Origin of the sequence: Dongia rigui (assembly GCF_034044635.1) — a bacterium.
In the GTDB taxonomy this organism is placed as follows: Bacteria; Pseudomonadota; Alphaproteobacteria; order Dongiales; family Dongiaceae; genus Dongia; species Dongia rigui.
Window position 1 is genome coordinate 1,667,783 of the sequence record NZ_JAXCLX010000001.1, and the last position, 26,068, is coordinate 1,693,850.

Sequence of the window (26,068 nt, forward strand, 5' to 3'; positions counted from 1 at the left end):
GAAGATTGAAGCGGTACGCCAGGGAATTGGAAACGATGGTGCGTCAATCGCGACCCGCAGTCCACAACCTCCAGCATGCGAGACGGATTGAAGGTGCCGCCCGGCCCATGAGTCGAGCGGCACCCCAGAAGTTCAGCCGTTTATTTGAACTGGAAGCCGTTATTGCTCTCGTCGGCTTCCTTGATCCGGTTGGGGCTGTCGACCTGGATCGCGATCTGTTCGGCTGAGCTGATCGTCGTGCCAAGCTGCGCCATCACGACTTGCGACTGGCCGGGTTCCACCGCCGGCACCAGCGTACCGCGGATGATCGTCTGCCCGTTCTTTAAGCTGGTCGCTTTCAGATTGGTCGGCGTCGACGGGCCGGTACCGACATTGGTGACTTTGACAAAGACCTTGCTGAGGAGATTGCCGGCCGGCTGCACGTCCTCGACCACCAGATCGGCGAGATCGGGTTTGGGTGCGAGATCGCCCACCGTCTCCGCCACGCATTTCACCGAATAGTCGGCGATGTTGGAGAGCTTTTTGTGTGGTGACAGCACCTCCAGCTGGAAATAGCCCTGTTTGAGGTTCGGGTCAGTCGGCGCCACCAAGCCGAAGGCGCCGCCCTGGGCCTTGGGCGCCTTGAAGCCGAGATCGGTGGGTTTCCCTTGAGCATCGATGCTGATGACATGATCGAGGAATTTCACCTCCGGCTTGGTGAAGTTGACCTGGAACTCCTGTGAGTGGTGGCCCAGTTCGTTCACAAAGCGATAGCGCACGACACCCTTGCCAGTGGCCTCGATGGTCGGATTGAGATGCAGCTTGGCCGGGCAGCTCGCTTCATAAGCCTTGGGCGTGATGGCAAGGGCTGCCTGGCTCACCTGGAAACCCAGGGCGATGTCGTCGCTACCGGTCGGGACCCGTGTCGGATCGCCAGCAACATCGCGGGTTGCTTCATGCTGGCAGATGACCGCGATGTTGTACCAGGTCTCCTGCGACTGTTTCCATTCGCGCGAGGCCGTTCCCATCTCCGTCACGTCGTGGGTGTCGTTCTTGTGCCCGACCCGGGCCACATAGCGGAAGGACGTCGGCAGGATCGTCTGGCGATCCTGGCCGAATATTTCGTCGTGGCTGAGCCCCTGTTGTGCCAGATCCTGACGGAGGTTGCGGCAGGCATTCCGCGCCCGCGTGCCGAGGCTGTTATTGCCGACGGCGGCCGTCCACCAGCCATCCATGTCGATCTTCTTCTTGGGTGCGTGCGCAACCGGGCTTGCAAAGTTGGCGGGGTCGAACTCGTTCAGCGCCCCGCAACAGGAACCGGTCTGCCCGCCAGATTCGATCGGGGCGATACCGATGACGATGTAGGATTCCTTGATCCGCCATTTGTCCTTGCTGACCTCGGTACGGAGGTGAAACGGCAAATTGAGACTCCCGGGCTTGGCGAAGGCGTAATCGTTCTTGTCGGGCACGACGATGATGCCGTTCTGCGTGCCCAATGCTGCCGCCTGCTCATCGAGGGCGGGGCCGATCTTCGGATCGGACAGTGATTCCGAGGTCGGCGTATAGATGTCCGCCAAAGCCGCCGCACCGGCGGTAAAGAAGAAGAGAGCTGTGGTGGCGGTACGCGCAAGAAGTCGATACTTCAACATGACCTGCCTCCTATCGATCCGCCCTGGCGGGAGGATTCCCGGGCAAGGCGCGGATCGGTTCAGGGAGCAGTCGCTGGGTCTGCGCGGTGCGTTCGACCCGGTCACGCAATCGTCAGATAGATGCGGTGAAACGTGCCGTCGATCACAGCCCTAGCGGCGAAGAATAGGTCAGGGCGCGGCACCTTTCTGGCCGTGGGTTGGGCCTCATTTGCCGCCTTTTTAGCCCCCGCTGCCTAACGGCTCATGCCAGCGAGAAACACCGGGTTGTGCGAAATCGGTTAACGAGGCACAGCGCATCACAAAAGCCGATTTCCTCCGCAACGATCGCTCCCGCCACCACGACGGAACTTGCAGAGCGACGGGCATATCGCCCGCCGGCCAGGTTAACGAGGAGGGTCCGATGTTCAGCTTCATGCGACCGGCCATTATCTTCTGGCCGAAGGAATATTACGGCGACGCGGCCGACAACAGCATCGCCGGCGAAAGCATCACGCGAAACTATATCGAAGGTGGCGGTGGCAATGATTGGCTCTTTGGCAATACCGGCGATGACGAGCTGCATGGTGGCGAGGGGCGTGACTATCTGGAAGGTCGCGCGGGCAACGACCAGCTCTTTGGCGACACCGGCAACGACACGCTGGCCGGCGGCACCGGCGATGATGCGCTCTTTGGCGGCGACGGCGATGACAGCCTCAACGGCGAAGATGACAATGACAAATTATTTGGCGGCTTCGGCGAGGACACGCTGATCGGCGGCACCGGTGACGACCAGCTGGAAGGTGGCGCCGATTGGGACACGCTCTTTGGCGGCGATGGCGACGACATCCTGGGTGGCGGTTTCGGGCAAGACCAGCTCTATGGCGGATCCGGCCACGACACGGTCGATGGCGGTTCCGGCGACGACAGCATCTATGTAAACGCCAATGACCTGGTCGAGGACAAGATCGAGGGTGGTGCCGGGGAGGACACGCTGGTCCTCACCGCCCAGGTAGCGCTCGATCTTCACGAACAGGCCGGCCATATCCACGGCATCGAGAAAATCGACGCCAGCTTCGCGCCGATGGACATCAAGCTTGATGCTGCCGATATTCTCGACATGACCGATGACGGCAGCCTCTTCATCCTGGGCGGCGCGGATGACAACGTGAGTTCTACCGGCTTCGGCTGGACGCTCCAGGGCAGCATCCAGGAGAATGGCCACAATTTCGACCATTACGTAACGCAGGTAAACGGCCAGACGGTCGCGCTGAATATCGAGACCGATATCGCGGTGGCGTTGAACTGACGCGGGAGCCTACGCAACGATACGTCATGCCCGGGCTTGACCGGGGCATCCACTCTATCTGCAGGCAATCGGTGGATCCCCGGGTCTTCGCCCGGGGATGACGCAACAGATAGGCTATTACAGCAGAGCTTCCAGCACCCGGTCCGGCGGCTTGTGGCCGTCGACGAAGGTCTTGATGTTGATGATGACCTTCTCGCCCATATCGGTGCGGCCTTCGATGGTGGCCGAGCCCATATGCGGCAGCAGCACGACATTGTCGAGCTTCAAGAGTTTCGGATTGAGCGCCGGTTCATGTTCGAAGACATCGAGGCCGGCGCCGGCAATCTCGTTCTTGTCCAGCATGCGGGTCAGCGCATTCTCGTCGACGACCTCGCCACGCGCGGTGTTGACGATATAGACATGCTTCTGCAGCAATTTCAGGCGCCGCGCCGAGAGCAAATGATAGGTGGCCGGCGTGTGCGGGCAGTTGACGGAGATGATGTCCATCCGCGCCAGCATCTGGTCGAGGCTTTCCCAATAGGTGGCCTCCAGCGCCTGTTCGACCGAGGCGTTGACGCGGCGGCGGTTGTGATAATGGACCGAGAGGCCAAAGCCCTTGGCGCGCCGCGCGACCGCCTGGCCGATGCGGCCCATGCCGATGATGCCGAGGCGCTTGCCATAGATGCGGTGGCCCAGCATGCTCATCGGACCCCAGCCCTGCCACTTCCCCGACCGGATCAGCCGTTCGCCTTCCGAGACGCGGCGGGCGGTGGCGAGGATCAGCGCCATGGTCATGTCGGCCGTATCCTCGGTGAGGACGCCCGGCGTGTTGGTGACGGTGATGCCGCGCTGGCGGGCAGTCGCCAGATCGATATGATCGACACCGGTGCCGAAGGAGGCGATGAGGCGCAGCTTTTCACCCGCCTGGGAGAGCACGCCGGAATCGATGCGGTCGGTGACGGTCGGCACCAGCACATCGGCAATCTTCACCGCCTCGATCAGCTCAGCCTGAGAGAGCGGATGGTCGTCGAGGTTCAATTTCACATTGAACAGCTCCATCATCCGCGTCTCGATGACATCGGGCAGTTTCCGCGTCACCACCACCAAAGGCTTGTTGCTCATCGCTTTTGCTTTCTCCCGGCACGGGTCGCCCGCTTTTCGGGGCCTCCGTTTCTTGGTGCAAGTCGTACCAAGCCGCTGGGTTCGTTGTCGAGGGGGTGGTCTGGAACGTAGCCATCAAGGCGCGGATGCGTCGCAGCGACGGGGCTTTCCTGGCCCAAATGCGGCGGCAATTGACGCAAAGGCGCCGTTTGCAAGAGGTCCCGGGGTTTCAATGGCTTGACCAGGGTCGCTTGCCCCTATATCGCGTGAAGAACCATGCGAATCGGACCGGTCATGACATTTTCGAGCGTTTTGCAGAGGACCGTCATCCTCACGTTCCTGGCCCTGCTCGGGCTTGGCAGCAGCCTTGCTGCAGCCGAGGACAAGCTGCCCTTGCCGCGCTTTGCCAGCCTGCAATCGGGCGAGGTCAACATGCGTGCTGGGCCCGGCGAGACCTATCCCATCATGTGGACCTATCAGCGCGCGGGCCTGCCGGTCGAGATCATCGAGGAATTCGATATCTGGCGCCGCATCCGCGACCATGACGGCGTCGTCGGCTGGGTGAAATCGACCCTGCTGGTGGGCAAGCGCCATGTCATCGTGCGCGACAGCCAGCGCCCCTTGCGCGCCTCGGCCGAGGCCGGCGCCAAACCGGTGGCCTTGGTCGATCCCGGCGTTGTCCTCAAGGTTCTGGAATGCAGCGCCGATTGGTGCCGCCTGGAGGTCCAGGGCTATAAGGGCTGGATGATGAAGACCGAGTTCTGGGGCGTCTATCCGCAGGAAATGCTGGAAGACTAGTCGAGATCCCCCGCTAGCGCCGTGCGCGTTTCCTCGCTCATCACCGCCATATGGCCATAGGCGGGATGTTCGAACCCCAGGATGACCTGCGCGCCGGCCTGCTTGAAGGCCGCTGCCGCCGCCTCGCTGAAGGGGAAGTGGATGAACTGGACCGATGAGGCCTTGCCGGCCTCGTTGGTACGGTCCTGGTCTTCCTCCGGCACGCCCTTCACCGTCTCGGATCCGATCTTGATGAAGGCCGTGTGCTCGACACCGCCGAGGCGGCTCAGGAAATTCGCGCGCCGCACCGGATCGTCGATCTCGAACATCACCGTCGCCACCAATTCGCGACCCTGCGGAATGAGCGGGTTATAGGCGCGCAGTTCATCGACCAGCTGCGCGTCGCCACCCTTCTCGATATGCAGCATCTCCTGCACCTGCTGCAGCATGGTGTCGAAATTCTCGAAATAGAAGGTGGCGACCGGCCCCACCTCGATGCGGCGCTTCTTTTTCAAGGCAACGACGGCCTGGCGCTTCTCCTTGCGCTGTCTGGCATAGTCCGCCGCCGGCAACACGTCGGCCTTGGTGATTTCTCTTTTGCGTGTTGCGGTCATGGTCGCGATCCTTGTCTTTTTGCTAGACGTCATGCCCGGGCTTGACCCGGGCATCCACTCTCTCCAGGCGAATTGTGGATCCCCGGGTCAAGCCCGGGGATGACGTCCCTTAAAATCCATACGCGCGGGCGAAGAGTTCAATGGGGTGCGGTGCCTGTGCGTCCGGTTGCTCACCCGGTTCAAGGGCACCCATCCCTTGCAGGATATGGGCGCCGGCCAATGGGCATTCGGACGACACGTGTTTCTTCGCGGCCTTGATCGCCTGGCGCGCCACGGGCTTGCCGATCTTCAACGCCACCTCGAAATTCTCGGCCAGCACGCCCCAGGCGCCACCATGCCCCGAACACCGCTCGATCACGGCAAGATCGGCACCGGGAATGAGCTTCAGCATTTCGGTGGCCTTCTGGCCCATGTTCTGGGCGCGCGCATGGCAGGCGATGTGGAGGGCCACCCCGCCGTCGAGCGGTTGCAGCCCCGGCGCCAGGCCTTCGCGCTTGGCGATGTCGACGACATATTCGGCGACATCGAAGGTCGCGTTGGAAAGACGCTTGATATTGGCATCCTCGGGTAAAATCAGCGGCCATTCGAATTTCAGCATCAAGGCGCAGGACGGCACCAGGGCGATGACATCGTAGCCCTGCTCGACATAAGGCAGCAGCGCCTCGGTGACCGATTGCGCATGCTCGGCGACGCGCGCGACATTGCCCTGTTCCAATTGCGGCATGCCGCAGCAGCGCGGATAGACGACCTCGGCCGCGACACCGTTCTTGGCCAGCACTTTGAGCGTCGCCATGCCGATATCGGGATTGTTGTAATTGGCAAAGCAGGTCGCATAGATGACCGCCTTGCGGCCATAGGCAGGGGCCGCCGTGTTGACCTCTGGCTTATTCTCCATCGCGCGCAGCACCAGCGTGCGGCCATGGAATTTCGGCAGATGGGCGCGGTGGTCGATGCCGACGACCTTTTCCATCACTTGGCGCGCCGCACCATTGCCGGCCACGGCATTGGCGATGGGCGCCACCATGCCGGCGACCTTGCCGTTGCGGTCCGTCTCGGTGAGCTGGGCATAGACCTTGTCGTTCTTGCCCTGTTTGAGCTCGGCCGCCCGGTAGCGCAGCATCAGATGCGGGAAATCGAGCGCCCATTCATGGGGCGGCACATAGGGGCATTTGGTCATGAAGCAGAGGTCGCACAGCGTGCAGGCGTCGACGACCTGCTTGTAGTCTTCGGTCTTTACCCCTGCCACTTCATCGGGGCTGGCATCCACGAGGTCGAAGAGGCGCGGGAAGGAATCGCACAGATTGAAACAACGCCGGCAGCCATGGCAGATGTCGAAGACGCGATGCATCTCCGCATTGATCTTGTCCATGTCGTAGAAATCGGGGTTGCGCCAGTCGATCTTGTGGCGGGTCGGGGCTTCCAGGCTGCCTTCGCGCATCGATGTCCCTCGTACGCTGGGTTGCAGGAACGATCGCAATCAATGATCGCAGCCGCCGGCCCCATGGGAGACCAGTGACTGCGATCCGTCTCTTTCAGGCCAGTCGATCAGCCCAGCGTGTCGAGCGCTTTCTGGAAGCGGCCGGCATGGGATTTTTCGGCCTTGGCAAGCGTCTCGAACCAGTCGGCGATCTCGTCGAAGCCTTCTTCGCGCGCGGTGCGCGCCATGCCGGGATACATGTCGGTATATTCATGCGTCTCGCCGGCGATCGAGGCCTTCAAATTCGGCGCGGTCGACCCGATGGGGAGGCCCGTGGCGGGATCACCCACCTCTTCGAGGAATTCGAGATGGCCATGGGCATGGCCGGTCTCGCCTTCCGCGGTCGAGCGGAACACGGCGGCGACATCGTTATAACCTTCGACATCGGCCTTCTGTGCGAAATAGAGGTAGCGGCGATTAGCCTGGCTTTCGCCAGCGAAGGCGTCTTTCAGATTGCCTTCCGTCTTGGAGCCTTTCAAAGCAGCCATTTTCGTCTCCCTAGCTAAATGGGTTGCGTGGGCTTCTTGGTACGGCGCCTCGGTCACTGCCGTCGGCAGAAAGGAAGGGCCGCGGACAAGCTCGTTATTGACGGCGATGCTAGGCCTCGCCACTCGGGCCTGTCAACAGATTGGAATAGTTTTAATGAGATTGTTTAGTGACTGATCACAATGCGGATTTTAAGAGTTATTCGCAAGCCGCACGATCACGTCGACACGCGCCACCTTCATGCCCTTGGGTGGTTCGGGCAGTTGGCTCAAGGCTACTTTGTCGGCCGGAATATCCATCAGCCGCCCTTCGCCTTCGACGAAGAAATGGTGATGCGGTGTCACGTTGTTGTCGAAATAGGAACGCCCCGGCTCGACCACGACTTCACGCAGCAGGCCGGCCGTCGTGAACTGGTGCAGCGTGTTGTAGATGGTGGCCAGCGACACCTGGATGCGGCTGGCGAGCGCCTGGGCATGGAGATCCTCGGCAGACACATGCCGGTCGCCACCTTCGAACAGCAGCTTGGCGAGCGACAGACGCTGACGGGTCGGCCGCAGGCCGGCTTCCTTCAGCTTGGCCAGGATCGAGGTGAACGGGCGCTGGGTTTCCATGCGAAGAATCTTAATCCAAGCCGATCAGGGTGAAAAGCCGAATTCTAAAATCACTCAAGACCGCGATCGGGACAGCATCGCAGACCCTTATTGCCCGGCCTCCGCCAACCGTCCCAGAGCAGCGGCGGCGTAATACTCGATGTAATGGTAGACCCCGGTTTCCAGCACCGCCTTGACATGCCTCAAGGCACTATCCTTGTCGCCCTGGTCGAAGGCCCGCGCCGCCATGTAGAAATGCGCCTCGCAGAGCTGGTTGCGGACGTCTTCTTCCGCGCCCTCACCTGCCTTGGTGATGAGGGTTTCGTCATCGAACTTGCCCAGCATCCATTTGATCAGCATGCCGGGCCAGTCCTCGCGATGATCCTCCAATGTGCTCCCAAGCAGGGTCCGCGCTGCGCCCGACTTGCCGTCACGCATGAGCAGCATCGCCTTCCAGATCTGGCCATAGCCATAGCCATCGTCTTCGGCGATCATCCGGTCGGCCATGTCGATCGCATCCTTGTCGCGGCCCGAAAGATAGAGGACGGCGATGCTTTGCAGGCTGTTCTGTGACCCGTCATAGGCAATAGCGCGGTTGGTGAACTCGACGGCCGCCTTGTCATTGCCCTCGGCCAGCGCGATATAGCCACGCGTGGCCAGCGTGTCGAAATTCTCGTCGATGGCCAGCGCCGCATCGAAATCCGCACCCGCCTTGGCCGGCTCGCCGGCATAGAGATAGGCATTGCCGCGATTGTAGTAATGCCAGTTGTTCTTGGGCTCCAACGCAATGGCCTTGGTGTAGGCAGCGATCGCCTCGTCATAGCGGCTGGTGTCCAGCAACAGCGCCGCGAGGTTGCCGATATAGGTCGGGTTGGCGGAATCGTCTTTCACGGCTTCGCGATAGGCGGCTTCGGCCGCGTCATACCGCTGCAGTTCATTCTGCGCACGACCGACCTCGTTGTTGAGATCGGCGCGGGCCGCCGCATCGAGCCCGCTTGCCCTCAGGGCCGATTGGCATGCCGCGAGGCGGGTATCGGCCGGCACCTTGTCATCGCGGCACATGGCGGCCGCGGCGGCGGGGTCTTGGGGTGTGTCTGCAGATGGCGCCGCCGGTGCCGCAGCCGTCTGTTCGGGCGTGCTTTCAGCGCCGCCGGCATCGGCCGCATGCGCGTCGCGGGGTGCTGCCGCAGGCGCGGTCGTGCCAGTCAGCAGGTTGAGCTTGTTGCTCGCCAGCCGTGCGAAATTGCCCTTGGGATATTGCTCCAGATAGGCCACAAAATCGGCCGGATCCTTGCTGTCCTTGACCGAATTCCAGAAGGCAAGCTCGACTTCACGCGCGCCCTGATCGGCCCCGGCCGGCGCCGCGGCGCCGGCGAGTGGCGTGGCCTGTGCCGCGCCCTCGCCTGCGGTCTTGGCCGGCATGAAAAAGAACGGCGCGGTGAGCGAGGAGGATTCCCACGGCGTCTGCGCGTTGCCCGTTTCGCTCAGCACGCTCCCACGCACGTCCCGGAACGCCTCTTCGATGCTGAGGCCGGGCGTCGTGACGGCCTGGGCCAGGGCAGCGGTGTAGGGACTGTTGCTGCCTTGACCGTCGCTTGCCACATCGCCCGGTGCGGTCGAGTAGGCGACGAAGGATCCGCGGGGCGCCTCGATCCGCGCCAGGCCCATCTGCGCCGAGCGGAAGCTGCGCGGCAATGGATTGTTGCGGCAGGCATCGAGAATGATGATGTTGACCCGCGCATCGGCGAATTGCATCTGCTTCAAGACGGTATCGGCCGACACCGCCTCGAGATCGACGTCGGCTTCGCGCGTGATGTCGGCATGAACCGGAATGAGATAGTTCTCGCCGCCCACCTGCAGGCCGTGGCCGGAGTAATAGAACAGCGCGGTCACGTCCGAACCGGCAGCCGTGAGTTTCTCGCCGAACGTACCGATCGCCCGCTTCATGTCCTTCTGGTCGGCGTCGGTCACGGTGATGACGTCGAACCCGACGGCCGTGAGCGATTTCGCCATCAGCTTGGCATCGTTGACCGGGTTGGCAAGGCGCCCCAGGTCGCCGCCGTAATCGGCATTGCCAATGACCAGTGCAATGCGTGGCTCAGCTGCGGCACCGGCAAGATCGACAAGTTGCAAAAGAGCCGCAGCCGCAAGTGTCGCCAGCACGTGCCAAGGATTGCGTGACAGAAACAGCATCTCGACCCACCCCTTATTCGTGAGAGCCTGCATTTACGAGAGCCCGCCGTCCCACCGGTCCTTCTTCCTTAGCGCGAAAGCCGGTTCCTTGGCCATGGGGCGCCCTGTGACAGCGCGCACCCGACCCGTGTTTTCCGCGATGGTTCTCTCGCCGCCGACCCGTTATGCTCACCTTCTTCCCGCACAATTTCATCAGATCGCCCCCATCCATGACCGCCCCCGCCAGCGCCCCGGACCGCCCGGTATTTGCCATCCTTTTGATGAATCTGGCCGTTTTGGTCTTCACCTCGATGGACGGGCTGATCAAATATGCCTCCGACACCTATGGCTACCCGACCGGCGAATTGATCTTCGTGCGCAACCTCTTCGCCTTCATTCCGCTCCTCAGCTACATGCTGGTGGTTGAGAAACGCCTGCGCCTTGGCACCACTCAGCCCTGGGGGCATTTCTGGCGCGGCGTCTTCGGCGTGTCGGCGATGTATTGCTACTTCCTGTCCTATAAGCTGCTGCCGCTGTCGGATGCGATTGCGCTTGGCCTCTCCGGCCCGATCTTCCTCACCATCCTCTCTGTACCGCTGCTCGGCGAGAAAGTCGGCTGGCGCCGCTGGAGCGCCGTCGTCGTCGGTTTCGTCGGCGTCGTGATCATGACCCGGCCGGGCTCCGGCGTTTTCGACCCCTACGCTTTGATACCGCTGGCCGCGGCCATCTTCTATGCGCTGGCCATGATCTCGATCCGCAAGATGTCGGCCAACGAGCCGCCGACCACGATCGTCTTCTATTTCACCGCCTTTGCCATGCTGGCCTCGCTCATCACCCTGCCCTTCGGTCATTTCAATCCCGATCTCGCCTGGCGCATGCCGAGCGGTGGCGTCGAGTTCGGCCTGCTGCTGCTGATCGGCACCATGGGTGGGGCGGCGCAAATCGCCCTCACCACTGCCTTCCGCCGCGCCTCCGTCTCGATCGTGGCGCCGTTCGACTATATGGCGCTGGTCTATGGCTTCCTGATTGGCTTCCTGGTCTTCGGTGAATCGCCGGACCGATATCTCATCACCGGCGGCGTTGTCGTCGTCGCCTCTGGCATCTACATCATCCACCGCGAGACCGTGCTGGCGCGCGCGCGCCGACGCAAGGCGGCGTTACCCTCGCTTCCTGTCGTCGAATAGGAAGCAATGGGCTGCCGACCGTGCATTTCTTGCGCGGGCCACACCATAAACCAAAGCTTCGCGGCACTTTCCGAAAGGAATCAGTGCCAACTTATTTTTTGCACGAAAAGTCCCGTATTTCCTACACTTCTTGACGGTTCGGCTATTCAAACTGTCTTGGGGAGATTGTGAAAATGGCGACAATTTTCGGCACCAACAGCCCGGAACAGATCGACGGCACGAATGAGGCCGACACGATCAATGGCTGGGCCATCGGCAATGCGGCCGGCAATTACGGACCGGTCGACGACAACGACACCATCTTCGGCTACGCCGGCAACGACATCATCAACGGCGGCAACGGCCTCGACTTCCTGATCGGCGATATCGGCGCCGATACGCTTTCCGGCGGCAACGGCAATGACGGCCTCTGGGGTGGCGACGACAACGATTCCCTGCGCGGCGATGCCGGTGACGACCAGCTCTATGGCGACAACGGCAACGACTATGTCTCCGGCGGGTCCGGCAATGACAACATGTGGGGCGGCGACGGCGTCGACACGCTGCGGGGCGATGACGGCAATGACTTCATCGCCGCCGGCGCCGGGGACGATTTCGTCAATGGCGGCACCGGCAAGGACGCGCTCTATGGCGGTGAGGGCAACGACCAGATGTCCGGCGGCGAGGGCAATGACGAGCTGATCGGCGAGGCCGGCAACGACAAGCTTTATGGCAACAATGGCGACGACCATATGTGGGGCGACGCCGGCGACGACAAGTTGTATGGGGAGGCCGGCAATGACGAACTGTCCGGCGGCACCGGCAATGACACGCTGGATGGCGGCGAGGGCAATGACGGCCTGTGGGGTGGCGACGGAATCGACACGCTCACCGGCGGTACCGGCAATGACAGCCTGGTCGGCGACGCCGGGAATGACACGCTGTCGGGTGGCGATGGCGACGACTACCTCTGGGGATCAGACGGCACCGACAAGGTCAATGGCGATGCCGGCAATGATTGGCTGGAAGGCAATGACGGCCATGACACGCTGGATGGTGGCACCGGCGATGACATTCTGCTGGGCGGCACCGGCAATGACAGCCTGACCGGTGGCGACGGCGCCGACCAATTGGTGGGCGAGGCCGGCAACGACTCGCTCTATGGCGGCAATGATGGTGACCTGCTGTGGGGCTTCGAAGGCGATGACCGAATCTTCGGCGATGCCGGGAATGACAATCTCATCGGCGGTGCCGGCAACGACACGCTGACCGGCGGTACAGGCGCCGACACCTTCACCTTCGAACACGACGCCGGCATCGACACGATCAAGGACTTCAGCGTCGCGGAAGACAGCATCGCCTTCAACCGCGCCGCCTTCGGAATCAGCGACGACGCGGCGATCGAGGATTACGTGCTGTTCTCATCGAGCAAGACCCTGCCCACGGCACCAGGCGCCGATCACGGCTACTTCCTGGTCTCAACAGGTGCGGTCTGGTGGGATGCGGATGGCACCGGCTCGGAGGCCGCCGTGGCAATCACGCGTTTCGGTGTGGAGACGCCGGGACTGACTTCGGCCAATTTCGAGTTTGCTTGAGCGAAGGCCCCCTCACCCTCTCCCCTCTCCCGCGAGGGGAGAGGGAATGAGGCGCCGCTTGGCGCATTTATCAAAACTGAAGACTGTTGCAGTTAACGCACCAAGCCCCTCTCCCCTCGCGGGAGAGGGGTTGGGGTGAGGGGGAACTCTCTCAGAGTCGCGCTTCGATCGCATCCCAGATCTGGTCTTCAAGACACACGCCGTCGAAGCGGTTGATCTGCTGCAAGCCAGTGGGCGAAGTGACGTTGATCTCGGTGAGATAGTCGCCAATGACGTCGATGCCGACGAAGATGAGGCCGCGGCGTTTCAGCTCCGGCCCGATGATCTCGCAGATTTCTTCTTCGCGCTTGGTAAGCGTCGATTTCACCGCCTGGCCGCCGACATGCATGTTGGAACGCGCTTCGCCCTGCGCCGGCACGCGGTTGATGGCGCCCACCGCCTTGCCGTCGATGAGAATGATGCGCTTGTCACCCAGGCGCACCTTGGGTTCATAGCGCTGGATCTGGATCGGCTCGCGGTAGAACTGGGTGAACATCTCGAGGAGCGATGCCAGATTCTCGTCATCCGGCTTCACATGGAACACACCGGCGCCGCCATTGCCAAAGAGCGGCTTCAGGATGATGTCCTTGTGTTCGGCACGGAAAGCCAGGATCTCATGCCGGTCGCTGGTGATGAGGGTCGGCGGCATGACGTTCTTGAATTCGGTGACCGACAGCTTCTCCGGCGCGTTGCGCACATGAGCAGGGTCGTTGACCACCAGCGTCTCCGGATGGATGCGCTCCAGGATATGCGTCGCGGTGATATAGGCCATGTCGAAGGGCGGATCCTGGCGCATCAGGATGACGTCGAGTGTCGATAGATCCAGCACCTCTTCGGCACCCAGCGTCGCATGATTGCCACGCTCGCGACGGAACGTGACGGGCCGGGCCCGCGCCGTCACCTTGCCGTCGCGCCATGACATCTGACGCGGATGATAATGATAGAGCGTGTAGCCGCGCTTTTGTGCGGCAAGGCCCAAGACGAAGCTGGAATCGCCGTCGATATCGATCGTTTCGACGGGATCCATCTGAATGGCAACGGCAAGCTTCATGAAAATCTCTCAAAGCAAAATGTCGGTTGGCGGGCAGTGTAACGACGGCTGGCGCTGACGCAATGCCTTCATGCCACGTCATCCCCGGGCTTGACCCGGGGATCCAGTCTTTCATCCGCACCAGTGGATCCGCGGGACTTCGCCCGGGGATGACGAAAGAAGGATATCACTGCAGGCGCTGATTGATGTCCTGCAACAGGCGCGCGACTTGATGGCGCTGGGCGTCATTGTCGGCGGTTTCCAGAAAGCGCGCCAGAGCATGCTTGGCGGCCAGCAGATTGCCAAGACGCGAATGGATGAGGCCCGCTTCGCGCCAGAAGGCCGCGGCATCGGGAGCGATCATCAGCATGCGCTCGACCACGGCGGCCGCGCGCGGCAGATTGCCTTCCTGAATGAGGCGCACCTTGATGTTGTTCTGCAGCCGCAAAAGTATGTCGCGGTTGCCGATACCGGCATAGTGGCCGGGCTGCAATTCCGCGCTCTCGCCCAAGGTCGTCTTCAGCCGCTGCCTGAGATCGCCGGTTTCCAGCATCTGGCCACCGTCGAAGGGATCGAGGATGGCGGCCCGCCCGTCGTGGAACAGGCAGATGACGAAATGGCCGGGAAAATTGACGCCCTCGATCTGCCAGCCCTGGCTGCGCGCGGCATGGATATAGAGAATGGCGAGTGCCACCGGCAGGCCCTGGCGACGATCGATGACGCGCATCAAATCGGCGTTCTGCAGGTCGTCATAATTCATGCGGTCGCCGCGATAGGCAAATTCGCCGGCCATCACGTCTGCAAGCAGCCGGCAGCGTGCCTCGAGCCCTTCGGGTCCGGCCATGTTGAGCGAAGGGAGGCCTGCGGCCATTTTCATCGCATCGGCAATGGCGGCGAGGTGCAGGCGATAGGGATGGCGCGACGTTTCCAGGTGATCGCTGGCCGCAAGACCGAGCGCCGTATCGGCAAGATCGATCTCGGCATCGGGCAACGCGCCGACCCGGTTGAGATCCGCTTCGATTTCGGCGCGGGAATTCGTTTCTGGCATGGGCGACGCGGGGGCGGTTGCGGGGCGTTCTTTAAGGCAATGTAACCGGAACGCTCTGCGATGTCGCCGGTTGCGTGGAACGCGGTAAAAGTGGCACCTCGGCGCTGGCGGTCTTTTCAACCAAAGCCGGCTGGGCGGGTGCCGGCTGACCCGGTGCCGATGCGGCCGGCGAGGACGGCAGGCGGTCGACCGTCGCGGCGACGACGGGTTGTTCGACCGCCTTCTTCTTGGCCGGGCCAGGCGGCGGATTGGGATATGGCTTCGTGGCCGGCACGGGCGGCAGCGGGTCGCTCACCAGGCGCACATAGCTCACCACCTGGCGCACATAGGCAATGTCGCGCGCGTGATCGATGACGCGCTGCCGCTCCACGTCGTTCTGTGCAATACCCGTCAGATAGACGGTCGAGCGAATGCAATCGATCGAGAAATTGTTGGCGCGGACCTGTCGGTCTGCCATCAGCTTCAAGCGCAGCCGCTGGATCAGCCAGGCATCCTCGCTGTAATCGCCAAGATCGAGCGAACGGCCGATCTTGATCTCGTTCCTGACCTCGCGCACGCCGCTCGGCTGCCAGGCCAGCTCGGTCGCCAATTGCTTGTCCTCCGGCTTCTGCACGAAGCCGGTCAGCAGCACGCGCCCCTCATGCACCTGGAGGCTCACCTTCTGGAACAGGTATTGGTCGTGGCGCAGCAGCCGTTCGTTGATGGTGACCCAAGTCAGGTTGTCGTCGACGCCGGTCACCAGGCCACGTTCCTGGGTCGCCAGATTGATGGTGGTGGCAGCAACACCGACGGCGGTACCCACGGGGGAACAGGCCGGCAGCAAAGCGGCGAGAAACAGCCCGGCCACCCCCCCGGCGACCAGGCGCAACGGGCGTAACGGCATAAAACCAGCAAATCGCGGCAAGACCGGGGTCATGGGGCGAATCATGCCCGAACTCCGACTCGGGCTCAAGAGAAGTCTTAACGATTGGCGCTAAGTGTTTGTGAGATTTGAGTCAGAAAGCGACATCGACCCTCAAAAGGCCTCTGGGCGCCAGGCGTCCAGCAGATGGATTGGCCAGCCCAGCTTGGCAAAGGCGACCACATCACAGCGCAGATCCAACCCCGCCAGTTCCGGCCGGGTCTTGAGGTAATGGCCCAGCGCCCGGGCGAGCCGGCGCTGTTGCGGGCCCATGACGGCGCCCCGGGCGAGCGCCGCATCGCCCCGGGTCTTCACCTCGACCAGGGCCAGGACATGGCCCTTGCGGACCAGGATGTCGATCTCGCCAAGCTTCGAGCGCCAATTGCGCTCGACGATGCGATAGCCTTTAAGGCGCAGATAAGCGACGGCGAGGCTCTCCGCCCAGAGCCCGCGGCGGCGCGCCTTCGAGCCCCGCTGGCGCCGGTCACGCATCGTCGCTGGTTTCCTGCTTCAGTTCCAATGCACGCTGATAGACTTGGCGCTTGGGCAAACCCGTCGCTGCCGCCACCGCCTCGGCGGCTTCCTTGACGCGCATGGCTCGGAGCGCCTTGCGCAAGGCATCGTCGAGCGTGTCGGCGCTGGGCCCGGCATCTGCCAAAGGCGGGCCAATGACAATGACGATCTCGCCCTTGGGCGGACCGGCTTGCGTGTAATGGTCGAGCAATTCCTGCAGCGAGCCGCGGCGCACTTCTTCGAACATCTTGGTGAGTTCCCGCGCCACCGCCGCCGGCCGGTCGCCCAGCACCGCGCGCAGATCGCTGAGAGCCGTTACCAGACGCGGTGCCGTCTCAAAAAGAATGAGCGAGGCGCGCAAAGCGGCCACCTCCTCAAGCTCCGAGCGCCGCGCCGCCGATTTGGCATCGAGAAAACCCAGAAACAGGAAGCGGTCCGTGGGCAGGCCAGAGAGAATGAGGGCCATCACCGGCGCCGACGGCCCAGGCAGCGCCGTGACCCTGAGGCCTTGGGCCGCCATCTCGCGCACCAGCTTGAAACCGGGATCGGAGATGAGCGGCGTGCCGGCATCCGATACCAGGGCGATTTTCTCACCGCGCGTCACGCGGTCAATCAGTTTGGGCCGCATCTCGTCGGCATTGTGGTCGTGATAGCTGAGCAGCGGTTTCTTGATCCCCAGATGCTGCAGCAGGCGGATGGTGATGCGCGAATCCTCGCAGGCGATGGCATCGGACGCCTTCAGATATTCCGCCGCGCGCTGGGACAGGTCGCCCAGATTGCCGATCGGCGTCGCCACCAGGCCCAATTCGCCACCCAATTCGCCACCCAATTCGCCACGGGGTTTGCGCGAGAATGCCGCCGTTTCGCCCTTTTCCGGCGCTGCGTCAGGTTTACTTGCCGGGCCGCTATCGTTAGGCTTTGTCATCGAATCTCTAAGATTAATCTGCCGGAGTTATCATGATCGCAGCACCGAAGCCGACGCGCCGCATTTCTGCCTTGGCGGGCGCCCTGATGTCGAGCTTCGCTTTCCTGGCCCTGGCCGCCTGCGCCCCCAACGTAGCGCCCCCGCCCAAGGTTAGCCAGCCGACCCCGGCCCCGGTCATCACCCCGCCCGTCGTCCAGGCGCCCACCACCCCGGCCGAGCCGATCGATACCGACATCAAGGTGGGGCTGTTGCTGCCGCTTTCCGGCCAGCAGGGCAGCCTGGGGCGCGCCATGCTGCAGGCCGCCGATATGGGTCTTTTCGACGTGGCCGGTGACAATTTCAAGCTGATCCCGCGCGACACGGCGACCCCTGGCGGACCGGCTGCCGCCGCGCGCGAGACATTGGCCGACAAGGCCGACATCGTCTTGGGCCCGCTTTTTGGCGCGGAGCTCAAGCAGGCGACCGCCCCGGTCATCGCGGCGCGCGTACCGATGGTGAGTTTCAGCAACGACAATTCCCAGGCCCAATCCGGTGTCTATATCCTCGGCATCACGCCGGAGAGCCAGGTCGCCCGCGTCGTCGCCTATGCCGCGAGCCAGGGCGTCAAGCGCTTTGCCATCATGACGCCCAACAATGCCTATGGCCGGCTTGTGCTGGCTGCCTATCAGGAATCGGCGGTGAAGGCCGGCGGCACGATTTCGCAGGTCACCTTTTACGACCCGAAGTCGCTCGATCTTACCCAGCCGGTGCGCGAGATGGCCGACGCCTATAAGCGCAGCGGCTTCGATGCGCTGATGATTCCCGAAGGCGGGCAGAAGCTCCGCGCCTTTGCCGCCATGCTGCCGGCCTTCGAAATGCCGACTGGCCTGGTCCGCCTGCTGGGCACCGCGCAATGGCAGGACCCGGCCATCGCCACCGAGCCTGCCCTCGCCGGTGGCTGGTTTGCCGCCGTGGCACCCGAGAGATTCCAGAGCTTCGCGCAGCGTTATACCAGCCTCTATGGGACCGCCCCCGACCCCCGCGCGGCCATCGTTTATGACGCCGTGACCCTGGCCGTTGCCTTGGCGCAATCGAAGGAAGGCGGCGATTTCAGCCAGACCCGCATCACGGATCCCTCAGGTTTTGCCGGCGTCACCGGCGTCTTCCGCCTGGATGCCGGCGGCAAGACCGAGCGCGGCCTTGCCGTGCTCGAGGTGGGTGGCGGAACGTTCAACGTGAAGGATCCGGCGCCGACGACCTTCGCCGCGGCGATCAACTGATCCCCCCCGCATCCTGCTATCCACGCGCCCCTACAGGATTCTTTTCCGCATCGCGGGGTTTTCGGGCAAATAAATCTCAAATACCACACCCGATTGTGACGGCCGCGATTGCGTGAGTCGTCACATGAGCCCTAGCCTATTGGTATCAATACTGTAGCTATCGATACCAGGGCGAAGCCGAGCGGATCATGATCGGATCAGGGACAAGTTTCCCGCAGCGGGGGCTGCGGCGGGCACATCGCGTGTTGTGCCGGACGCTGCCCAATCACCGAGGCATCAACTACCTTCTCGCCTTGCCGCAGTTCTGGCACGGCAACAAGCGCCTGCCGCGTCGGGACAATGATCCGTCCGCCTCGCTCAACGACTTCATCTTCCGGCGCATGATCCAAGACGACTGGTCGCCCTTGCAGCGCGCCTGCGTTGACAAGGAGCATGTCAAAGAAATCGTGCTGCAGAAGGTGCCGCAGGTGAAGGTCGCCCGGACCGTCGCTGTGCTGCCGCTTGCCGCAACGACAACGGCCCAAGACGTCATGGCTTTTCTGACGCCGTTTCTTGGCCAACGCCTGGTGGTGAAACCCACCCATAGCTGCGGCGTCATCCTCTATCTCGACCGGCCGCTGGCCGAGCAGAACCTTGGTGCTTTCGTGCAGTTCTCGAAGCGCAACTTCTTCCACGCCGCGCGCGAAACGCAATATGACGGCCTGGAGAAGAAGCTGATCGTCGAGGAGAACATCGCCCCTGCGAGCGGCCTCAACGATTACAAATTCACCTGTGCCAATGGCCACATCCTGCATGGGCGGATGGATGTCGGGCGATTCACCGCGCGGCACCAGCGTGCCCTCTTCACCGTGCCGGCGTTCGACATTATCCCGGTGCGCTATGGCGGGTTGGAGATTCCCGCCGCGATCGAAAAGCCGCCGCATTTTGCCGAGATGGTCGAGATCGCAGAGGCCCTGTCGCGCGGATTCGATTTCGTGCGCGTCGATCTCTACGACACGCCGGATGGCGTCTATTTCGGTGAATTGACGTTCACACCCTGCGCCGGCTCGACCTCCTATTCCGACGAACGCCTGCCGATCGATCTGGCGAGGCGCCTCAGGGCCATTGCGGCCACGGCACCGGTCGTCCCGGCAAATCAGCCGGGATGAGGAAATAACCCCGAGGATCCGCCCCCTTCTGCAGCCTTCGCCTCATCATTCATTCGTTTCACGCGACGGAAGCGATACAGACTTGCTTTGCAGCCTGGCCTGATGTCGGCGGCTTGGTTCGCATCGGCGCGCCCGTAAGCCCCGCCAACGATACCGCCAACGAGGTCGGTCAGCTGCGCCAGCTCTGCGGTGACGTGATCGCCGCAATCGCGCGGATGTGAAAGCACCACCTTCTTTTCACAGCAGACGGGCTTTTCACAGCAGACGGGGAATTAAACCATACCGGGTTGTGAGGCGCCGCGCAGGCATACGGTCGAAGCGCCAAAAACCCAGCCGTTATAGGCTCTCCTATCTCTTTGCCCGAAAACGCCGGCGGACACGGCGTTCACTTATTTTCGTTTGGCATTTCACCCTCCGCAACCTAGAGTCGCTCCCAGTTTTTTCCGACGGGTAGGCGGATTTCGAGATGGTTGTTACGACAGACGCATTGTTGCAGCGTGGACTTGGCATGGTTCATCGGCAGGTCAGCCGAATGCTGCCGAGCCATCTTTTCTTCAATTACTGCCTGGCATTGCCGCGCTTCTACGGTGGCAATGGCCGCATGCCGCGCTTCTCATCCGATCCGCGCGCGACCCTCAACGACATCATCTTTCACCGCATGATCCGCAACGAGTGGTCGGTGCTGCAGCAGGCCTCGATCGACAAGGAATTCGCCAAGGAGCTGGCAACCGCCAAGGCACCCCAGGTGAAGGTTCCGATGACCGAAAGCGTGCTGCATCTCAAGCGCTCCACCACCGTCGCCGATGTGGCCGATTGGCTGCGACCGTTCCTCGGGCACAAACTGGTGGTGAAGCCCACCCACAGCTTCGGCGCCATTCTCTATCTCGACGACACGATCAGCATGCGGGATCTGGCGCAATTCGTGCGCTATGCCAAGCGGAACTTCTTTCATGCCCGGCGCGAAGCACAGTACCGGAATCTGGAAAAGAAACTGATCGTCGAACAGAACCTGGCCCCGGACCAGCGCATCAAGGATTACAAGTTCGCCTGCTCCGACGGCTATGTGCTGCACGGGAGGCTTGATGTCGACCGTTTCACGCCGCAGCATCGGCGCGCCTTGTTCACCGTGCCGGATTTCAACATCATCCCGGTGCGCTGTGGCGGGCTGGATTTCCCGGAACATATCGAACGCCCGCCACATCTGGAGCAGATGATCGAGATCGCCGCCCAGCTCTCGCGCGGCTTCGACTTCGTGCGCATCGATCTCTATGACACGCCGCAAGGCGTCTATTTCGGCGAATTCACGTTCACACCCAGTGCCGGGGCCTGTTCCTATTCCGATGAGGCAATCGCCATTGCCATGGCGACGCGGCTCAAGATGCTGGCGCCCAGTTGCAGCGAGTTGCAGCGGCCCCCGTCAGCCGAGCAAGTCCCCGAGCACGGCATCGAGCCGCTGGCGGCCGGCGGCAGTGGCGATCAGGCGGCCTTCCTGCACCTCAAGAAATCCACCTTCGCCGAGGCGTCTTAAGGCGGCACCGTCGAGGCAGTCGGCAAAGGGCCGTCCCGCTTCCGCTTCAAACCGCGCCAGCGGAATGCCCTCGGCCAGGCGCAGGCCCATCATCGTCAGCTCGGAAATGCGCGCCGCAACGTCTACGCGCTCGTGCTGGCGCGTGGCATGTCCGCCATCCGCCACCATCTCCAGCCAGCGCTCCGGCGCCCGGTGCTGGCGCGTCGCGAACTTGCTGCCACCGATGGTGAGGCGGCCATGGGCACCCGGCCCGATGCCGACATAATCGCCATAGCGCCAATAGGTGAGGTTATGCCGCGATTCCGAGCCGGGCTTGGCGTAGTTCGAGATTTCATAATCGGCCATGCCGGCATCGCCCAGAATCGCCGCGGTCATTTCATACAACTCGGCTTGCACGTCTTCCTCCGGCAGGACGAAATCGCCACGGGCATAGGCCTGCTCGAACACGGTGCCGGTTTCGATGGTCAGCTGGTAGAGCGAAATATGATCTGCGGCAAAACCCAGCGCACGTCGCAGTTCCGCCCGCCATTTCTCGATTGTCTGGCCCGGCCGCGCATAGATGAGATCGAAGGTGAAGCGCTCAAACGTGTTGGCGGCGAGTGCCAGCGCGTTGAGCCCCTCGCTCTGATTGTGTTGGCGGCCGAGGAATTTGAGATCGGCGTCATCGAGCGCCTGGATGCCGAGGGAGACGCGATTGATCCCGGCCCGGCGAAAATCCCGCAGCTTCTCCGCTTCGACCGAGGTCGGGTTGGCCTCCAGCGTCACCTCGATATCGTTGGCCACGCGCCAGTGCCGCGCCACCGCATCGATCACGGCCTCGGCCGTTGCCGGGTTCATCAGGGATGGCGTGCCGCCGCCGAAGAAGATGCTGCTGACGGTCCGGCCGGGCACCATCGCCGCGTAATGCGCGAGTTCCTTGCGGTAGCTGTCCCGCCAAACCTCCTCCTCGATCCGCTCCCGCACATGGGAATTGAAATCGCAGTAAGGACATTTGGCCTTGCAGAAAGGCCAATGGATATAGATGCCGAAACCGCGGGGATCTTCGGTCACGTCAAGTTCTCGAGGAGATCCATGAATACGCCTTCCGGGTTCGCCAGGATTTCATTGTTCCAGTAGCGCTTCACGCGATAACCGTTCCTGGCGAGCCATGCCGTCCTGTTTTCGTCTGATGCCGATTCGGCGTGCTGACCGCCATCCGCCTCGACGATCAGCTTTGCTTGCGCGCAATAGAAGTCGACGACGTAGCTTCCCAAAGGGACTTGGCGACGAAATTTCCAGCCTTCAAGTCTTCTATCTCTCAGCAAGTTCCAAAGCTTCTTTTCTGCTTCGGTCGAACTGCGCCGCAGCGCTCTTGCCAGAGCCGTTTTTGCCACTGCACCACCCCCTCACCCTGACCCTCTCCCGCGAGGGGAGAGGGAATGAGTTTATGCCCGCAATACGCGGTGTGGCAAAGAGATGTGAACTCCGCCGCGTGACGAAGCCCCTCTCCCCTCGCGGGAGAGGGGTTGGGGTGAGGGGGCGGCCAGTAATTACCCCCGCCGACGCCGGCGGCGGCCGCCGTCATCGCCTTCGGGGGCGGCAGCTATCTTGGGCTCAGGCAGGTTCACCGCCTTGGCGAGATGCGGATAGGGCGCTGTCTTGTGCGGCAGGGCCATGGCGCCGATGAAGTGTTCCTGGAACTTCGCCTCGACCGCCGTCTCGATCTTCTCGACCTGCTTCACCACGCGGGCAATCTCGTCGCGCGCCGAGCGGTTGAGGAGCGCGATGCGGGCGCCGGTGCCGGCGGCATTGCCGGCGCTGGTTACCTTGGCAAGATCGCAATCCGGGATCATGCCCAGCACCATCGCGTATTTGACGTCGATATGGCTGCCGAAGGCACCGGCCAGCGTGATGCGGTCCAGCTTGTCGACGCCGAGCTTGTCCATGAGCAGGCGCGCGCCAGCATAGAGCGCCGCCTTGGCGAGCTGAATGGCGCGGATGTCGTTCTGGGTGATCCTCAGCTGCGGCTGGCCGTCATGCAGCATGTAGATGAAGGTGCGGCCGTCCGCCTGGATGCGCGGGCTCTTCGCCGCCATCGCCCCATCGATGACGCCGTCTTGCGTCAAGATGCCGGCCAGGAACATCTCGGCCAGGGCCTCGATGATGCCGGAACCGCACACACCGGTGACGCCGAAGGCTTCCGTTTCCTTCGCAAAATCCGGATGATCCGACCACAGATCGCAGCCGATCACCTTGAAGCGCGGTTCCAACGTGTCGCGGTCGATGCGCACGCGCTCGATGGCGCCGGGGGCGGCACGCTGGCCGCAGGAGATCTGCGCACCTTCGAAAGCGGGACCGGTCGGCGATGACGCCGCCAGCAGCTTGTGCTTGTTGCCCAGCACGATCTCGGCATTGGTGCCGACATCGACGATGAGCGTCATCTCCTCCGTCTCGTAGGGCGTCTCCGACAGGATCACGCCCGCGGTATCGGCGCCGACATGGCCGGCGATGCAGGGCAGCACATAGATGCGGGCGTTGGGATGGACCTTGAGGTCGATTTCCGTCGCCCAGATCTGCACCGGCCCGTCGGTCGCCAGGGCAAAGGGGGCCCAGCCGAGCTCGATCGGGTTAATGCCGAGCAGCAGATGGTGCATGATCGGGTTGCCGACAAAGGTGCATTCCAGGATGTCATGCACCGTGCAGCCGGCTTCCTTGGCAACGGCCTGCGCCAGGTCGTTCAAGGAATCGCGCACCGCCTTGGTCATGTCGGCATCGCCGCCCGGATTCATCATCACATAGGAGACTCGGCTCATCAGGTCTTCGCCGAAGCGGATCTGCGGGTTCATGAGGCCCGAGGACGCCACGACCTCGCCGGTCGCCAGATCGCACAGATGCCCGGCGATGGTGGTGGAGCCGACATCGACCGCAAAGCCATAGATCTTGTCCTGGAAGCCCGGCCACACCGCCGTGATCTGCCGGCCCATATGCACCGCGACGGTGACTTTCCACTCGCCCTTGCGCAAGGCCTGCTGCAGGCCCTGGATGGCGCGCACGTCGCAATCGAGCCCTTCCAGGTTCCATTGCGCCTTCAAGGCCTTCTCCAGCCGCTGCAGATCGCCGGTCGGATCATGCATGTCCGGCTCCTGCACCTCGACGTAATGCAGGCGGATGACCGGATCGAGGCGGATTTCGCGCATCTCGGCGCGCTTACGGACCACCTGCTTGTGGACCTGGCTGTCGGCCGGTACGTCGATGACGAGATCACCGAGGAGCTGCGCCGAGCAGGAAAGACGCCGGCCGGGCTTCAGGCCGCGCTTGTCGGCATAGCGCTGCTCGACACTGGAAAAATCGGAGAGGTGATGCGCGTCGGATGTGACACCGAGCTTGGCGAACTCACCTTCCGAGACGACCACCTGGCAGCGACCGCAAATGCCGCGCCCACCGCAGACCGAATCGATATCAACGCCAAGCTGGCGCGCGGCGGTGAGAATCGGCGTGCCCTTGGTAAAGCGGCCGCGCTTGCCGGACGGCATGAAAACAAGCCAAGCCTGATCGCCAGTCTCCGCGCCGTTGCCATTTTCCAGTGAGGCCGTGCCGACATCCGCCATGATGGGTATTCCTGCAATGCTCGTATGGTTTTAACAGGCCCTGAAAATGCCAAACCCCATCCTCGGGCTCAAGGATGGGGAAGTCTTCTGTTTCCTCTCTTCAGGGAGAGGTCGTGCAGTTGCTCCCCCTCTCCCCGACCCTCCCCCACGTAGGGGGGAGGGAGCTCACCGAGTTCGCAATCAAGATCGCGCTCAGGCTTGCTCAAGTCCCCTCCCCCCAACGTGGGGGAGGGTTAGGGAGAGGGGGCCTTTCTCGTTACGCGCCCACCGCTTCCGGGGTGCTGCCGCCGGTGGCACCGCCGCCACCGCGACGGCCCGAGCGCTCGCGGCGGCCGCGGCCGCCGGCATCGCCTTCCGGGGCCGGTTCGCGGAAGCGCTTGATCCAATGGGCGCAATGCGCGTCGGTGCCCATCAGCACGTCAGCACCCCAGATGCCCGTCATTTCTTCCGGATGCAGCGGGTTCATGATGGCCGAGGTCATGCCGGCACCGATCGCCATGGCGAGGAAGGACTGGTTGAGGCCGTGGCGGTTCGGCAGGCCGAAGCTGATGTTCGAGGCGCCGCAGGTCGTGTTGACCTTCAATTCCTCGCGCAGGCGACGAATGAGGCTGAAGGCGGCCTTCCCGGCATTGCCAAGGGCGCCGATCGGCATGACCAGCGGATCAACGACGATGTCCTTATAGGGGATGCCGTAATCGGCCGCGCGCTGCACGATCTTCTTGGCCACTTCAAAGCGCACGTCGGGATCTTCCGAAATGCCGGTCTCGTCATTCGAGATGGCGACGACGGCGGCGCCATACTTCTTCACCAGCGGCAGCACGACTTCGAGGCGCTCTTCCTCACCGGTCACCGAATTGACCAGCGCCTTGCCCTTATAGACCGAGAGGCCGGCTTCGAGGGCGGCGACGATCGAGCTGTCGATCGAGAGCGGGGTGTCGGTCAGGGACTGCACCAGCTGGATGGCTTCGGCGAGGATGCGCGGCTCGTCGGCCATCGGGATGCCGGCATTGACGTCGAGCATATGCGCACCGGCTTCGACCTGGGCCAGGGCATCCGACTTCACGCGGCTGTAATCGCCCGCCGCCATTTCCGCAGCCAGCAGCTTGCGGCCGGTGGGGTTGATGCGCTCGCCGATGACACAGAAGGGGCGATCGAAACCGATCACGATTTCCTTGGTGGCCGAGCTGACGACGGTATCGGTCATAACGGGTAGTCCTTTCTAG

General features: G+C 62.7%; 23 protein-coding genes. 7 read left to right on the top strand and 16 right to left on the bottom strand.

Annotation, left to right across the window (positions count from 1 at the left end):
• Positions 1–140: 140 nt before the first annotated feature.
• Entirely contained in the window at positions 141–1,628 is a 1,488-nt protein-coding gene (locus SMD31_RS07790; RefSeq protein ID WP_320500244.1) for a CARDB domain-containing protein, read from the bottom strand.
• Between the two features lie 400 nt (positions 1,629–2,028).
• Here SMD31_RS07790 and SMD31_RS07795 point away from each other — a divergent pair, with 400 nt between their 5' ends.
• Complete coding sequence (locus SMD31_RS07795) at positions 2,029–2,913, top strand: calcium-binding protein (protein ID WP_320500245.1); 885 nt, start codon at positions 2,029–2,031, stop codon at positions 2,911–2,913.
• A gap of 117 nt (positions 2,914–3,030) precedes the next feature.
• On the opposite strand, the gene SMD31_RS07800 is transcribed toward SMD31_RS07795, so the two are convergent.
• The gene (locus SMD31_RS07800; protein ID WP_320500246.1) at positions 3,031–4,014 is read right to left on the bottom strand and encodes a 2-hydroxyacid dehydrogenase; all 984 of its coding nucleotides are present in this window, start codon (positions 4,012–4,014) and stop codon (positions 3,031–3,033) included.
• A 273-nt stretch (positions 4,015–4,287) separates the two neighbouring features.
• Between SMD31_RS07800 and SMD31_RS07805 the strand changes: the two genes are divergently transcribed.
• Positions 4,288–4,791 carry an SH3 domain-containing protein gene (locus SMD31_RS07805; RefSeq protein ID WP_320500247.1) on the top strand — a complete coding sequence of 168 codons (504 nt, stop codon included), beginning with the start codon at positions 4,288–4,290 and terminating at the stop codon, positions 4,789–4,791.
• Here SMD31_RS07805 and SMD31_RS07810 read toward each other — a convergent pair.
• From SMD31_RS07810 to SMD31_RS07830, 5 genes are all read right to left on the bottom strand, one after another.
• Positions 4,788–5,384, bottom strand: a complete 597-nt coding sequence (locus SMD31_RS07810; protein ID WP_320500248.1) for a DUF3501 family protein — start codon at positions 5,382–5,384, stop codon at positions 4,788–4,790. The two genes, SMD31_RS07805 and SMD31_RS07810, sit on opposite strands and share 4 nt — an antisense overlap.
• 109 nt (positions 5,385–5,493) lie before the next feature.
• Positions 5,494–6,822 (bottom strand): (Fe-S)-binding protein, encoded by a 1,329-nt coding sequence (locus SMD31_RS07815; protein ID WP_320500249.1) that lies wholly within the window; start codon positions 6,820–6,822, stop codon positions 5,494–5,496.
• Positions 6,823–6,929: 107 nt separating this feature from the next.
• A complete protein-coding gene (locus SMD31_RS07820; RefSeq protein WP_320500250.1) occupies positions 6,930–7,349 on the bottom strand; it encodes a rubrerythrin family protein in 420 nt (139 codons plus the stop codon).
• 189 nt (positions 7,350–7,538) lie between these two features.
• Complete coding sequence (irrA, locus tag SMD31_RS07825) at positions 7,539–7,958, bottom strand: iron response transcriptional regulator IrrA (RefSeq protein WP_320500251.1); 420 nt, start codon at positions 7,956–7,958, stop codon at positions 7,539–7,541.
• A gap of 87 nt (positions 7,959–8,045) precedes the next feature.
• Positions 8,046–10,130, bottom strand: a complete 2,085-nt coding sequence (locus tag SMD31_RS07830; protein WP_320500252.1) for a caspase family protein — start codon at positions 10,128–10,130, stop codon at positions 8,046–8,048.
• Between the two features lie 209 nt (positions 10,131–10,339).
• Here SMD31_RS07830 and SMD31_RS07835 point away from each other — a divergent pair, with 209 nt between their 5' ends.
• Both SMD31_RS07835 and SMD31_RS07840 read left to right on the top strand, forming a co-directional pair.
• Positions 10,340–11,293: a DMT family transporter gene (locus SMD31_RS07835; protein ID WP_320500253.1), complete on the top strand. Its 954-nt coding sequence runs from the start codon at positions 10,340–10,342 to the stop codon at positions 11,291–11,293.
• 173 nt (positions 11,294–11,466) lie between these two features.
• A complete protein-coding gene (locus SMD31_RS07840; RefSeq protein ID WP_320500254.1) occupies positions 11,467–12,867 on the top strand; it encodes a calcium-binding protein in 1,401 nt (466 codons plus the stop codon).
• Positions 12,868–13,018: 151 nt separating this feature from the next.
• Here the strand turns inward: SMD31_RS07840 and gshB are convergent, their stop codons facing one another.
• The 5 genes from gshB to rsmI form a co-directional block, all read right to left on the bottom strand.
• Complete coding sequence (gshB, locus tag SMD31_RS07845) at positions 13,019–13,957, bottom strand: glutathione synthase (RefSeq protein ID WP_320500255.1); 939 nt, start codon at positions 13,955–13,957, stop codon at positions 13,019–13,021.
• A gap of 166 nt (positions 13,958–14,123) precedes the next feature.
• Positions 14,124–14,984 carry a SirB1 family protein gene (locus SMD31_RS07850; protein ID WP_320500256.1) on the bottom strand — a complete coding sequence of 287 codons (861 nt, stop codon included), beginning with the start codon at positions 14,982–14,984 and terminating at the stop codon, positions 14,124–14,126.
• 31 nt (positions 14,985–15,015) lie between these two features.
• Entirely contained in the window at positions 15,016–15,867 is an 852-nt protein-coding gene (locus SMD31_RS07855) for a BON domain-containing protein (RefSeq protein ID WP_320500257.1), read from the bottom strand.
• A 132-nt stretch (positions 15,868–15,999) separates the two neighbouring features.
• On the bottom strand, positions 16,000–16,377 hold the full coding sequence (locus SMD31_RS07860; RefSeq protein WP_320500258.1) for a YraN family protein: 378 nt from the start codon (positions 16,375–16,377) through the stop codon (positions 16,000–16,002).
• Positions 16,370–17,323 carry a 16S rRNA (cytidine(1402)-2'-O)-methyltransferase gene (gene rsmI, locus SMD31_RS07865; protein ID WP_320500259.1) on the bottom strand — a complete coding sequence of 318 codons (954 nt, stop codon included), beginning with the start codon at positions 17,321–17,323 and terminating at the stop codon, positions 16,370–16,372. The genes SMD31_RS07860 and rsmI overlap by 8 nt, the downstream gene beginning before the upstream one ends.
• Positions 17,324–17,355: 32 nt before the next feature.
• Here rsmI and SMD31_RS07870 point away from each other — a divergent pair, with 32 nt between their 5' ends.
• From SMD31_RS07870 to SMD31_RS07880, 3 genes are all read left to right on the top strand, one after another.
• Complete coding sequence (locus tag SMD31_RS07870) at positions 17,356–18,582, top strand: penicillin-binding protein activator (protein WP_320500260.1); 1,227 nt, start codon at positions 17,356–17,358, stop codon at positions 18,580–18,582.
• Positions 18,583–18,770: 188 nt separating this feature from the next.
• Positions 18,771–19,730: an ATP-grasp fold amidoligase family protein gene (locus tag SMD31_RS07875; RefSeq protein ID WP_320500261.1), complete on the top strand. Its 960-nt coding sequence runs from the start codon at positions 18,771–18,773 to the stop codon at positions 19,728–19,730.
• Positions 19,731–20,196: 466 nt separating this feature from the next.
• Positions 20,197–21,258, top strand: coding sequence for an ATP-grasp fold amidoligase family protein (locus SMD31_RS07880; RefSeq protein WP_320500262.1), 1,062 nt, complete (start codon positions 20,197–20,199; stop codon positions 21,256–21,258).
• Here the strand turns inward: SMD31_RS07880 and hemW are convergent.
• From hemW to SMD31_RS07900, 4 genes are all read right to left on the bottom strand, one after another.
• Positions 21,148–22,308, bottom strand: a complete 1,161-nt coding sequence (hemW, locus tag SMD31_RS07885) for a radical SAM family heme chaperone HemW (RefSeq protein ID WP_320500263.1) — start codon at positions 22,306–22,308, stop codon at positions 21,148–21,150. The genes SMD31_RS07880 and hemW overlap by 111 nt on opposite strands.
• Positions 22,305–22,631, bottom strand: a complete 327-nt coding sequence (locus SMD31_RS07890) for an endonuclease domain-containing protein (RefSeq protein WP_320500264.1) — start codon at positions 22,629–22,631, stop codon at positions 22,305–22,307. Before SMD31_RS07890 ends, hemW begins: the two co-directional genes overlap by 4 nt.
• Before the next feature lie 156 nt (positions 22,632–22,787).
• The gene (locus tag SMD31_RS07895) at positions 22,788–24,845 is read right to left on the bottom strand and encodes an ASKHA domain-containing protein (protein WP_320500265.1); all 2,058 of its coding nucleotides are present in this window, start codon (positions 24,843–24,845) and stop codon (positions 22,788–22,790) included.
• A 256-nt stretch (positions 24,846–25,101) separates the two neighbouring features.
• The gene (locus tag SMD31_RS07900; RefSeq protein WP_320500266.1) at positions 25,102–26,049 is read right to left on the bottom strand and encodes a methyltetrahydrofolate cobalamin methyltransferase; all 948 of its coding nucleotides are present in this window, start codon (positions 26,047–26,049) and stop codon (positions 25,102–25,104) included.
• Positions 26,050–26,068 lie beyond the last annotated feature (19 nt).